This window comes from Mycolicibacterium sp. XJ662 (assembly GCF_053484035.1).
On sequence record NZ_JBEFTL010000001.1, the window covers coordinates 1,253,275 to 1,266,406 of the forward strand.

The window sequence follows — 13,132 nt, forward strand, 5'->3', positions numbered from 1 at the left end:
GATCGCGTTCATGGAAGCGCCCTGATCGGTCCGTTGCGCGTCCACCCGAAGACGCGTCGGGTGCCCTCTTCCACGGCGGCCGTCGGTGCCTGCGAGGCGGGCACCACCCGGTCGTAGCGTTCGATCGAACCCCAGTCGCGGTACCAGTCACCGCGCAGATACGTCGGGATCGTCGAGGTGCGCAGCAGCGCCTGGATATACAGGAACGGCCCGCCGTCCTGGGCGGACTGCCACATGTTCGACGAGGACACCACCTGCTTGAAGTTGGGCAGGATGCGGTACTCCGGTAGTTCGGCGATGCCCAGGTGCTGCGACGCCGGGCGCTGACACGGAAAGTTCGCTGCCGTGGCGATGTCCATCAACACCGGGGTCTGCGAGCCGAGGAACTCCTGGGCGGTCTCGAGCACCGGCACCCGCGGCGGGGTGAACCCGAACCACTGATCCTCCGACAGGTTCGGGTCATCGGCGACGATGCGTGCCACGTTGGCCTCCGGCGGCGCCCACGACAGCGGGAATCTCAGGTTGCGCCAAGCCTTTTGGGGGAAGATGTCGATGGGCTGCACCTCGCCCAGCGCCTGGTAGCTGCCGTCGGGATGGTGCACGCCCCACTGCAGCTTCAGCGACTGTCCGTAGTTGAACGAGCCGTCCTCCTCGTAGTACCAGATGGCGCCCGCGGCGGCGACGGTCACCAGCGGCCGGTCCGGGGTGCGGGGCGGCAACTGATACCACGCCGAGGTGACCTCGGCCGCGACGTCATTCTCGTCGTAGCTGCCCATCACCGGGGTGCGGGCCGGGTCCAGCCCGAACGGCAGGAACACCCTTGAGCCGTTGATACCTTCGGGTCCGTAGCCACCGCCGGTGCCCGCGGCGTAGCCGACGCCGACGTTGGGCTCGTTGGGCGAGCCGTCGGAGTTCACCAGGCCGGGGTTCGCGGTGACCGGCTCCGCCGGTTCGAGGGTGTCGCTGATCCCGTTGGGATGGAATCCGACGGGATCCTCGCCGCCGAGCGGACCGTATTCGCCGAAGCGCTGACCCGGAACCGGTTGCAGCAGACCCTCGTTGGTGTCCCGCTCGACCAGCACATCGTCGGCCATCGCGCAACTGGTGTCCGAAAGACCGGAAGTGAGCGCCGCGAGGTTCGCCTTGGCGGTGGTGTAGACCGGGTAGCGCTGCACGGCACCTTTGGCCATCGACCCGACCTCGAGCACCACCATGATGACCGCCACCACCAGCAGCGGCGTGGAGGCCAGCACCCGGTTGCGGCGGGTGTCGGCGACTTCGGTGTGCCCGGCGTAGTCGATGCGGTAGTGCAGCCACGCGGCGAGCAGACCGGTCGCGATCGCCAGCACCAAAAAGATCGTCATCACCGGGACACCGGCCAGCACCGGCTGTTTGTCGAACCACGGCACCCCGTAGTTGCCGACGTAGAACCAGCCGTTGATACCCGATGTGGCCCAAGCCAATACGAACAGCAGCGCGGTGACATACAACGCCAGGTTGCGTCGGCTGTGCAGGCCGACCCGCGCGAACGCGAACGCGGTCACCGCACCGAGTGCACCCGCCAGGCCCGCGAACACCCCGAACTGCACCGCCCATTTCGTCGGCGTGAACGTCAGCAGCAGCAGCCCGACCGCCGTCGCGCCGATCAACCGCCACACCGGGCCCCGGGCCATCCCCGGCACGCTGCTGCGCCGCAGCAGCACTGCGAGCATGCCGAACAGGCACAGCAGCATCACCAGCACGGCGAAGCGACGGGTCAGCGACGAGTCGACGCTGTCCTCCACGGTGAGGAAGTAGTAACGCAGGAAGTCCTGATACCACGCGATGGTGGGGCCGACCTTGTACTTGATGCGGGCGGACTCGGCGACCGTGGCCAGCGTCTGATCGCGGAAGACGACGACGAAGATCAGGGCCGCCGACGCGGCCAGCGCGGCCAGCGGGGCCCACACCCCGTCGACCGGGCGCCGCACCCGGATGGTGCGCACGATCGCGCGGGCGCCGACCAGCAGCGGTGCCAGCGCGATGAGGCCCTGCGGCGCCAGCGTCACCGAGAACACCGCCACGACGACGGCCGCCGCCGCGGGCCACAGCCGCCGGGTGCCGATCGCGTTCTCGACGAGCATCCAGGCGGCGATCGTGCCGAACGCGATCAGCGGTTCGGGGCGCAGCCCGTTGTTGAACGGCAGCCACGCGGCCAGAAACACCGCGCCGGCCGTCCACACCGCGACCCGGTTGCCGGCCAGACCCGCCGCGCCGGGACCCAGCCGGGCCAGCACGCAGCGGCTGATCAGCAGCCAGGTGCCCACCGCCGCCAGGGTCGCGGGCAGCCGCATCCACACCCCGGCGGTGCTGACCGTGGCCAGTTGCGCCAACACGGATTGGTACCAGTCGAACGGCGCCTCGGTCGCGCCGAAGTAGCGGAAGTAGTTCGCGGTGTAGCCGGCCTCGTCGGACACCCGGGCGATGGTGAGGTTATAGCCGTCGTCGGAGGAGATCGCCCCGATCAGATGCCACAGCAGCAGCGTGCCGACCACGCCGATGTCGGCCAGCCAGTGCCACCCCCCGACGCGCCAGAACCGCCGCCAGCCGCGCGGCACCCGTCGTCCCGAGGTGCGGTCCAGCACCGCCAGCGCCACGATCGCCGCGATCACGCAGATGACCCCGAGCGTCATCACGGCCAGCTTGAGCGGCGTCGGTGAGCTGATGAACCGGGTGTCGACGTCGATACGCGCCGAGAGGCTTGAGCCTGATGTCGCCGCCGCCGCGGCTCCGGGCTGAGCGGCCACCTCCATCTCGGTGAACACCCCGGCGACCTGCGGTTTCTTATCCGGGGCCAGGGTGCCTGCCGCGCCGGGGATGCCCAGGAAGTCGGCGCCGACCTCGCCGGGGTTGGCCCAGATGTGCAGCGTGCTGCACGCTCCCGACTCCACCGCGGGCCGGGGCGCGACCGCGGCGACGGAGTCGCGCACCGCAACCACGACGACGTCGGCCGTGGCCCGGACGAACAGCCCGTTGCGGCTGGCGTCGATGCCGGCGGGCGGGATCGTGGAGAGGACCAGCCCGCCGCCGGCGGGCAGGGTGGCCACGGCCTGACAGGGGATGGAGACGTCGAGGGCGAGCGGCGCACCCGACACCAGCGGGGCGGTGATGTCGGTGACGAATCCGTCGTCGTCGGTGTCTGATGTCGCCGCCGGAGCGGCTCCGGAAGCCTGCGGCCAGAGGATCGTGGCGGTGCTCTGGGTGACCGGAAGCAGCGGCGCCAGCGCGCACAGCAACACTCCCGCGAGGCCCGCGACGGCCGCGATCAGCCGCGCGATGCGATGAGTCGGGTCGTCGGGCACGAGGGTCGATGGTAGGCGACGAAACTAATGGCGCAGCGGCGCCGGGCTCCACAGCCCGCTACGCGTCGCCGAACCGAGATCGATCCGCGCGGGCTCGGCGTCCGGGTAGTACGGGGTCAGCTGCTGCAGGGCGCCCCAGTCGCGGTACCAGTCCTCGGACAGATACGACGGCACCGTGGTGGCGCGCACCAGCAGCTCGGTGATGCCGAGCGGGCCGCCGCCGAGGTTGTCCATCACCGGTGAGTTGGCCTCGGCGCCGAACCGGTCGGGCATGATCCGCCACTTGGGCACCTCGATGACGCCGTGTCGGTGATCGAACGGACGCTGGCACGGGAAGGCCATGCCGACCAGCCAGTCCAGTAGCACCGGGTCTTCGGAGCCGACGACGTCCTGCAGGGTGCGCAGTTCGGGGATGCGCGGCGGGGTGATCGCGATCCAGTGCTCGGGGTTGAGGTCGTCGTCGGTGGCGACCAACCGCACCCGGGTGGCGTCGCCGGGGATCGCGTCCAGCGGGACCCGCAGGTTGCGCCACGCCGGGGACGCGCCGACGTCGCCGAGCGCGACGGTGCCTGAAGCCTCGTCGGCCGGATCGTCGTCGGTGGCCCACTGCACTTCGACCTCACCGGAATCGAAGCGCCCGGCCGCGGCCACCGCGAGCAGCGGGCCGGCGTCGTCGCCCTGGTTCCAGTTGGCCGGCAGCGCGTACCACGCCGAGCGCAGTGACGCCGGCTGCTGGGTGCCGCTGCGCCAGCTGCCCATCACCGGGGTGGTGGCGGGGTCCAGGTCGAACGGCAGGCGCGCGCGTGACCCGTTGATGCCCGCCGCGGCGGTGGTGCCGCCCTCGGTGCCGGACTCGCCTGCGGTGTCGTCGCCTTCGGGGGTGTCGGCGAAGTTCGTTGCGGTGCCGGGACCGCCCATCACTTCGTCGGCGGACAGGTCGGACGGAACCCCGTTGGGGCTGAACCCCTCCGACGTGTCCGCGCTCAGGGCTTCGCCGACGGGGGTGTTCACCGGGGTGAGCATGCCGGCGTTGGCGTCCTGCTCGACGAGCACGTCCTCGGCCAGCCCGCAGGTCTTGCCGGTCAGCGCTTCGAGGTTGGACCGTCCGACGCTCCACGCCGGGTACTGGCCGGTCATGCCCAGCGTCAGTGACAGCACCTCGAACACCACCAGCCCCCACGTCGCGATCGCCAACGGCGCCTGGGCCACTCGTTGCCAGCGCCGCGGTTCACCGGGCGGGGATGAATCGCGTCCGGAGAAGTGGAACCAGGCCGCCACCAGCAGGGCGACGACCGACAGGCCCAGCAGCATCGTGGTGAAGCCGAACTTCCACTCCGGGAACTCGTTGGACCACGGCACACCGAAGTTGGAGACGTACCACCACCCGTTGACCGTGGCGAACGACAGCGCGGTGACGAACAGCACGGCCGCGGTGAACATCGACCGGTTGCGTCGCGACTGCATCGCGGCGGCGCCGACGGCGACGGCCGCCAGGGCGCCCAGCGAGCCGGCCAGCCCGGCGAACACCCCGAAGTGGTGGGTCCACTTGGTCGGGGTGAACATCAGCGCCAGAAACGAGATGATCGTGATGCCCACGATGCGCCGGCTCGGGCCCAGCGCGGTGCCGGGGATCCGGAACTTGCGCAGCGCCATCGCCACCGAGACGGCCAGCGCCAGCAGCAGTGTGAGCACAGCGAACCGGCGCGCCACCGAGCCGTCGGGGCTGGTGGTGAACAGCCGCGAATAGCGGATGTGCTCGTCGAACCACGACAGGCTGGGGCCGACCGAGGATTTGAACGCGCTGGCCTGCAGCTCCCCGATCAGCGTCTGATCGCGGAAGATCAAGATGATCGTCACGGTGGCCGCCGCCAGGATCGGCGCCAGCAGCGCCAGGTAGCCGAACCGCGAAGTATGGGCGGCCACAATCGTTTTCAGCGGGCCGACGGCGACAAGCAGCGCGCCGACCGCGGCGATACCCGTCGGGCCGGAGAACAGCGTCAGCGCGCCGATGATGATGGCGACCGCCACCGGCAGCAGCCGGCTGGTGGCCACCCCGCGTTCGACCGAGCACCAGGTGAGCAGGATGCCGAGCGCGATGATCGGTTCGGGCCGCAGCCCGTTGTTCAGCGGCAGCCAGAACGCCAGGAACAGCCCGGCGGCCGTCCACGCCGCGGCGCGGCTGGTCTTGACCGCGTGGCCGAGGCGCGGGATCACCTCGCGGCTGATCAGCCACCAGCAGGCCAGCGCCATCAGCAGCGTGGGCAGCCGCATCCACACGCTGTGGGTGCTGACGTTCGACCACAGCGCCAGCAGGTCGTAGTACCAGCCGAACGGCGCCTCCGGGGTGCCGAACCACCGGTAGTAGTTGGCCATGTAGCCGGCGTGCTCCGACACCCGGGCCATGGTCAGGATGTAGCCGTCGTCGGCGGTGTTGGCGCCGACGAAGTGCCACCACACCAGCACCGCGGTGACCACCCCGTCGAGCGGGCCGAACGACCACCAGCGTGGCGGCAGGAACCGTTTGACCTTGCGGCCGTCGGCGGTGTCGAGCACGTGCAGGGCGCCCAGCGCGATGACCGTCAACGCGACGCCGAGGATCATCGCGAGCAGTTTCAGCAGGGTCGGGGAACTGCTGTAGCGGGTGTCGATGGTGGCCGAGAACTCCAGGCCGGGCGGCGCGGGCCCCGACAGGTCGGTGAACACGCCGACGATCTGGGGGCGGAAGTCGTAGCCGCTGCGTTCGCCGCTCAGCGGCGCGCCGGGATCGTCGCTATCGGGTCCCTTCACCAGGCCGACGAACTCCCCGGTGACCTTGTCGGCGTGCGCGGTGAACGTCAGGGACTGGCACTGCGGGCTGAGCACCTGGTCCAGCGGGGCGCTGACCACCGGGGTGTTGCGCACGATGACGAGCAGGTCGTTGTTGACCCGCTCGATGAGCAGACCGCGGTCGACGGCCTTGGGCGCCTGCTTGGGCACGGTGGACAACAGCACGGTGCGGTCGGCGTTGGCGGCTCCGGCCAGCCCGGCGGCCACCCGGCACGGGATCGTGATGGTCAGCTCTGTGGCGACGTAGCCGATCAGCGGCGCGTTGACGCTCTGCAGCACCCCGTCCTGGGGCCAGTTCAGCTCGGCGGTGGTCTGCTTGACCGGCAGCAGCGGGGTGGCGATCGCCAGCGCCGCGCCGAGCAACCCGGCCACGACGGCGATCAGCCGCGCAGTCCGATGGTTCGCCCCGACTTGGCCAGTCACGGGGTTTGATCGTAATTGGGCAGGCGGATGGCCAGCACGAACGGTCCGATCTCGGAGACGTCGAAGCGGGGGTCATCGAACAGGGCTTCGTCGAGCGCGACGTGGTAGCGACGCACGTTGGGCTGGTTGGGGTAGACGTCGGAGGCCAGCCGCAGCGTGTAGGTGTCATCGGCGCCGCGCCGCATCAGAAACACGTTCGGTGGCTTCCACGGCAGCCCGTCGAGGGTCTCGATGAACTGGTCGGCGTCGGTGAGCGTGGCCCAGCTCTCGATGGCCTCGGCGCGCTTCTCGAACTGTGCGAGCGGGTTGGCGTAGTGCGACGTCAGCCCCTGGAACCCGTAGTAGGGGTAGTACGACAGGAAGCTGTAGTCGGCGGTCATCACCACGGTCTCGTTGCGCGGCAGCCCCGTCACCTCGCGGATCTTTTCGTCGATCTCGCGGTAGTAGCGCTCCGAGCCGGGCGGGCGGCGGTCGGCGCGCGCGCCGTAGCCGTCGGTATCGGTGTAGGCCACCGCGATATCGGCGCGCAGCACGTCGGGGATGTCCTGGCTGTAGGTCACGGCCCCGATGGCGCCGACGGTGGCGGCCGCGGCGACGACGCGCCTACTCATTTCCGGGCGGTAGCGCGCCGCGATCGCGCGCGTGGCTTCGATGAAGCCGAACGCCCCCGCGGCGGCGAACAGCACGGTCAGCGTCGGGTTGAGCCGGAACGACAGCAGCGTCGTGCCGGCCAGCGTGGTCAGCATCGACAGCAGCGACCATGCGTAGACCGCCACCACCGCGAACGCCAGCGCGCCGGCGCGGGTCGACGTGCTTGCGCGCCACACCAGCCACAGCGTGCCCAGCATGCACAGCGCGCCGAGCAGCGTGAAGTGCAGCATCGGGAATTCGAGTTCGGCCCCCACCGACGGCAGGTAGTGCTGCGCGGTGCCCGAATCGGCGGGCTCGCCCTGGATCGCGGCGGCCAGCCACGGTCCCCAGCCGATCAGCGCGAGGGCACCGGAGAGCGCCGCGATCGCGAGCAGCCGCAGCAGCGGTTCGACGCGGCTCGGCTTAATGTCGCCGCCGGAGCGGCTCCAGCGCGCCACTGTCACTACCAGCGCCATCAGCGTCAGCGTGAACGCCGCATAGGCGAACAGCAGCGTGTAGAACAGCGCGGTGAAGCCGAGGAAGAGGCCAACCCCGATGATCGCGGCCCAGCCTCCGTTTCGGTTCGCGCCCCGCAGTCCCGACCAGGCCAGCACGAACACCGGCGGCAGCAGCGCGGTGATGATGGCGGCGTAGGGTTCGGCCGGCGCGTAGGCGAGGGTCGCCGCCGCGGTGGCGGTCGCGACGATCAGCGCGTACTCGAAGCGAATCATCGCCGCCCACAACACGAACGACGCGGTGATCGCGATCGTGATGGAGATGATGGCCCACGGTTTGAACATCTCCCAGCCCGGGGTGCCGGTCAGGTCGGCGAGCCGGCCGCCGATCCAGAACCAGCCCGGCGGGTAGAACGGCGGCAGGCCGTAGTAGGTCATGTCGTGCAGGGCGGCGGTGTCGGTGAGCCGGGTCAGGTACTCGGTGCGGAACTGCTGGTCGACCGAGATGCCGTGCAGGTAAAGCTTGGTGGCACCCAGCGGCATCGCCAGCGTCACGACCGAGAACGCGGACAAGAACGCCGTCGCGCCGCCCCACGCGAGCAGCCGCCTGCCGCGCCGCCACGCCCATCCCGACGCCAACAGCCCTGCCAGACAACCGACTTGGCCGACGGTGGTCAGCGCGTGCAGCTGGTTGGACGAGTTGTAGGCCGGCCAGTCCACCCGCGATATCGCGATCAGCGAGATGACCGCGACGACGACCGCCACGGCCGCGCCGGCCGCCAGCTGGCCGACGACCTTGGTCGGAGTGGCCAGTGCGCTGCGCATCAGATGGGGAGCTTGCGGAAGATGGGGCGCGGGATGTGCCGCAACACCATCATCACGTACCTGAACACCCCCGGTGCCCATACCAGTTCCTTGCCTTTGGCCGATGCGGTGACCGCCAGTTCGGCGACGTCTTCCTTGTCGACGGTGAACGGCGCTTCCTTGGTGCCGGTGGCCTTCCAGTGCTCGATGGTGGTGCGGGTGCGCACCTGGCCGGGCCGGATGACCAGCACCGAAACCCCGTACTCGCGCAACGCCTCACCGAGCCCGAGGTAGAACCCGTCGAGCCCGGCCTTGGTGGAGCCGTACACGAAGTTGGACCGCCGCACCCGTTCACCGGCCGCCGAGCTCATCGCGATGATGCGCCCGAAACCCTGCGCGCGCATCTTCTCGCCGAGCAGCACACCGACGGAAACTGCTGCGGTGTAGTTGATTCCGGCGATCTGCACGGCTTTGCGCTGGTTCTGCCACAGCTCTTCGGCGTCCCCGAGCAGGCCGAAGGCCACGATGGCGACGTCGACATCGCCGTGGCTGAACGCGGCGTCGATGACGGTCGGGTGGCTCGCGGTGTCGAGCCCGTCGAAGTCGAGCACCTCGACGGATTTGGCGCCCGCGGCCTCGAGTTGCGCGACGGCGGCGTCGCGGCCCGGGTGGCCGGGCACCTCGGCCAGGATGACGCGCGCGGGCGCGTTGCGCAGGTAGCGCTCGCAGATGGCCAGCCCGATTTCGGACGTGCCGCCCAGCAGCAGGATGGTCTGGGGGTTACCCACGGCATCAAGAACCATGTGCGCGCACCATTTACAGCAGCTCCAAACGTCGGGCCATGTCGGACGCGAACACCGCATTGGGATCGACCTTGCGGCGCATGGCGATCCACTCGTCGATTCGCGGGTACATGGCGTGAAATGTCTCGGCGGTGGTGCGGGCGTCCTTGGCGGTGTAGAGCCTGCCGCCGAACTCCAGCACCCGCCGGTCGAGGTCGGTGAGGAACTCGTTCAACCCGGCCTTGATCGGAAAGTCGACGCAGACGTTCCAGCCGGGGATCGGAAAGCTCAGCGGCGCTTGGTTTCCGGGGCCGAACAGCTTGAACACGTTGAGGAACGAGTAGTGGCCCGACCGCTGGATATCGACGATGATCGCTTTGAACTCCTCGACCGCCTCGGTGGGCACCACGAACTGGTACTGGGTGAAACCCGCCGGCCCGTATGCCCGGTTCCACTCACCGAACATGTCCAGCGGGTGATAGAACTGCGTCAGGTTCTGGATCTTGCCGCGGTAGGTGCCCGACTTGCGGTACCACAGCTCCCCGATCGGGCCGAACGTGTACTTGTTGGCCAGCCCGTTGGGAAAGACGTCGGGCAGGCTGAGCAGTTGGGGCGCATCGAATTTCAGCGGTTCGCGCTGCAGTTTGGCCGGCAGCTGGTCGATCCGGGCCAGCGAACCGCGCGATATCGCGGCGCGGCCGAGCTTGGGTGGTGCGCTGATCGCGTCGAACCAGGCGCTGGAGTAGGTGTAGTTGTCTTCGCTGCCGTCGCTGTGGAACGCGATCGTCTCATCGAGGTCCGCGGTGACGTCGCCGTCGGCGATGAAGTACGCGGTTTCGGTCGGCGTCATCTCGATCGTGGCGCGCAGGATGATGCCGGTCAGCCCGTTGCCGCCGACGGTCGCCCAGAACAGTTCGCTTTCGGGCCCGTCGGGCGTCAGCCGGCGGATCTCGCCGTCGGCGGTCAGCAGGTCGATCGAGCGGACGTGGTTGCCGAAACTTCCGGCGCTGTGATGGTTCTTGCCGTGGATGTCGCAGGCGATCGCGCCGCCGACGGTGACCTGCCGGGTGCCCGGCAGCACCGGCACCCACAGCCCGAACGGCAACGCCGCCTTCATCAACGTGTCCAGGCTCACGCCCGCATCCGCGTCGACCACGCGGGTTTCGGCGACGATTGAGTGGATCCGGTTCAACGCGGTCATGTCGATCACCAGGCCGCCGCCGTTCTGGGCGTTGTCGCCGTAGGAGCGGCCGAGCCCGCGCGCGATGACCCCGCGCTGACCCGTCTTCGCTACGGCCTGCGCGATGACCTCGACATCCGGCGTCGACAACACCTGGGCCACCGACGGGGCGGTGCGCCCCCAGCCGGTCAGCCGTTGCGTGGTGGTCTCGAACATCGTGACGAGGGTACCGTGCGGTCCGCGCACCCTTCTGACACCGAGACCGCGCACAGATCGCGAAAACACGTGAATTCGCGATCTGTACGCAGTTTCGATCGCCGGGTCAGCGCAGCCGGAAGATCACCGCGCGCTGCACCACGAAGTTGATCACCGTCGCGGTGCCCTGGGCGATGACGAACGCGACCGGCACCCGCCACGGCTTGTCCTCCCACGCCAGATACAACAGGTAGTTGATGCCGACCTGCGCGCAGTAGGTCACCGCGTAGAGCGCACACACCGCGAGAAAGCGCGCCGTGCTCGGCGGCGCCTGAAAGGTCCAGCGCCGGTTGATCAGGTAGGCCGTGGTGGTGCCTGCGATGAAACCGATGGTCTTGGCGACGTTCACGTGCAGGCCGGCCGCCAACAGCGCGACGTAAAGGCCGAAGTCGACGACCGCCGAGAAACCACCGGTGACGATGAACCGCCATACCTGGGTGCCCAGGGTCAGGTTCGGCTGCATCGGGGGCTCGGCCACCGCAGCAGCTTACGGCTCGGGGCCCTCAGCGCCGCAGCCCGCTCGACTCGAGCACGTCGCACAGCGCATGTACGGCGGAGGGGAAGGCGTGTTCGGCGGGCGTGCCGAACCCGACGATCACGCCGTCGGGCCGGGCCACCTCCGCACCCGCCTGCGGGTGCCGCATGATCGACAACCCCTCCAGCGCGATACCCGCGTCGCCGGCGCGGCGCAGCACCTCCGGTTCGGTGCCGTCGGGCAGGGTCAGCAGCAGGTTCAGCCCCGCGTTCAGCCCGCTGACCGTGAGCGAAAACGGCTGCAGCGCCTCGACAAGCGCGTCGCGGCGGCGCCGGTAGCGCAACCGCATGCGCCGGATGTGCTTGTCGTACCCGCCGTTTGCGATGAAGTCGGCCATCGTCAGCTGCGAGATCGCGTCCACGTAGAACTGTGAACCGCCCGCGGCGGCGATGGCCGGCTCGACAAGGTCGGCAGGCAACGCCATCCAGCCCAGCCGCAGCGCAGGCGAGAGGCTCTTGCTCGCCGAACCCAGATACACCACCCGGTCCGGGGACAACGCCTGGAGCGCGCCCACCGGCTGGCGGTCGTAGCGCAGTTCACCGTCGTAGTCGTCGTCGAGCACGTAGCCGTCGGTGCGTTGGGCCCAGTCGACGACCGCGGTGCGCCGCGCGGGATGCAGCGGCATGCCGAACGGGCTGTGGTGCGCCGGGGTGAGCAGCACGGCGGGCACGTCGAGCGTGTCGAGGTCGGCCACCACCGCGCCGTGCTCATCGACGCCGATCGGCGTCGTCGCCATCCTCATCGACGCGATCACATCGCGAAAGATGAACAGCCCGTAGGCTTCTACGGCGACCGGGCGCTGCCCGTGGAACATCCGGGCGAGCACCTCCACGCCGTGGCGCACACCCGCGCAGATCAGGATCGACTCCGGCGAGGTACGCACGCCGCGCACCCGTACCAGGTACTCCGCCAGCGCTTCGCGTAGCTCGTGTCGTCCGCGCGGATCGCCCATGCGCAGCGCCTCGGTGGGTGCGCGGCTCAGCGCCCGACGCGTCGAGGCGACCCATTCGTTGCGCGGGAACTCCGCGACGTCGGGTGAGCCGGGCATCAGGTTGTGCTTCGGCACCACCCGCACACCCCGGGGCCGCACCGACGCCTCCGTGGCCGCCGCGTTCACCACCCAGGTGCCCGCGCCCTGGCGGGAGGCCAGCCACCCTTCGGCGACCAGTTCGGCATAGGCCTCGGCGACGGTGTTGCGGGCCAATCCGAGGTCTACGGCCAGGCTGCGCGACGGCGGCAGCATCGTGCCGGGTGCCAGCCGACCCGTGCGTACGGCGTCGCGCAGCGCCGTGAGCAGCCTTTCGCGCGCACCGCGCACCCCGGGCGTGATGGCCTCCGCGAGGTCGAGATGCAGATCCCGCGTCCCAGCATTGGCCCACGAATCCACCGATGAATTGAACCATGTCGATGGGAGTTTGCGGACTAGCGTCAGCGGTATGACCACCATCGAGAAAGTCCGTCGTCTCAACATGAACCAAGTGTCGCCCGAGGTGTACGAGGCGATGATCCTGCTCAACAACGCCGCGACCAAGGACCTCGACCCGGACCTGGCTGAGCTGATCAAGATCCGCGCGTCGCAGATGAACCACTGCGCGTTCTGCCTCGACATGCACACCGCCGATGCGCGCAAGCGCGGCATCGCCGAGCAGAAGCTCACCCTGCTGCCTGCGTGGGAAGAGGCCGAGGGCGTCTACACCGAGCAGGAGCAGGCTGCGCTCGCGTTGACCGAGGAGATCACCGACCTCACCCACAGGCACGTCTCCGACGCGGTGTACGCCAGGGCGGCGGCGGCCTTCTCCGAACGTGAACTGGGCCAGGTGATCGCGATGGCGCTGACCATCAACGCGTGGAACCGGATCGGTGTCACCACCCGGCTGCCGGTGCCCAAGCGGTAATACGGT

At 69.4% G+C, this 13,132-nt stretch carries 8 protein-coding genes; 1 reads left to right on the forward strand and 7 read right to left on the reverse strand.

What is annotated here, in order from left to right; all coding sequences use genetic code 11:
• Nucleotides 1-8: 8 nt before the first annotated feature.
• From ABQE93_RS05835 to pdxR, 7 genes are all read right to left on the reverse strand, one after another.
• On the reverse strand, nt 9-3,341 hold the full coding sequence (locus ABQE93_RS05835) for an arabinosyltransferase domain-containing protein (protein WP_448406318.1): 3,333 nt from the start codon (nt 3,339-3,341) through the stop codon (nt 9-11).
• A gap of 24 nt (nt 3,342-3,365) precedes the next feature.
• Nucleotides 3,366-6,590, reverse strand: a complete 3,225-nt coding sequence (locus ABQE93_RS05840) for an arabinosyltransferase domain-containing protein (protein ID WP_448406319.1) — start codon at nt 6,588-6,590, stop codon at nt 3,366-3,368.
• Nucleotides 6,587-8,500 carry a galactan 5-O-arabinofuranosyltransferase gene (locus ABQE93_RS05845; protein ID WP_448406320.1) on the reverse strand — a complete coding sequence of 638 codons (1,914 nt, stop codon included), beginning with the start codon at nt 8,498-8,500 and terminating at the stop codon, nt 6,587-6,589. Before ABQE93_RS05845 ends, ABQE93_RS05840 begins: the two co-directional genes overlap by 4 nt.
• A complete protein-coding gene (locus ABQE93_RS05850) occupies nt 8,500-9,282 on the reverse strand; it encodes a decaprenylphospho-beta-D-erythro-pentofuranosid-2-ulose 2-reductase (RefSeq protein WP_448406321.1) in 783 nt (260 codons plus the stop codon). Before ABQE93_RS05850 ends, ABQE93_RS05845 begins: the two co-directional genes overlap by 1 nt.
• A 13-nt stretch (nt 9,283-9,295) precedes the next feature.
• A complete protein-coding gene (locus ABQE93_RS05855; RefSeq protein WP_448406322.1) occupies nt 9,296-10,657 on the reverse strand; it encodes a decaprenylphosphoryl-beta-D-ribose oxidase in 1,362 nt (453 codons plus the stop codon).
• Between the two features lie 106 nt (nt 10,658-10,763).
• The gene (locus ABQE93_RS05860; protein WP_448406544.1) at nt 10,764-11,159 is read right to left on the reverse strand and encodes a GtrA family protein; all 396 of its coding nucleotides are present in this window, start codon (nt 11,157-11,159) and stop codon (nt 10,764-10,766) included.
• 40 nt (nt 11,160-11,199) lie between these two features.
• On the reverse strand, nt 11,200-12,618 hold the full coding sequence (pdxR, locus tag ABQE93_RS05865) for a MocR-like pyridoxine biosynthesis transcription factor PdxR (RefSeq protein ID WP_448406323.1): 1,419 nt from the start codon (nt 12,616-12,618) through the stop codon (nt 11,200-11,202).
• Nucleotides 12,619-12,667: 49 nt separating this feature from the next.
• On the opposite strand from pdxR, the gene ABQE93_RS05870 reads away from it, so the two are divergent.
• Nucleotides 12,668-13,126: a carboxymuconolactone decarboxylase family protein gene (locus ABQE93_RS05870; protein WP_448406324.1), complete on the forward strand. Its 459-nt coding sequence runs from the start codon at nt 12,668-12,670 to the stop codon at nt 13,124-13,126.
• The last annotated feature ends 6 nt before the right edge of the window (nt 13,127-13,132 follow it).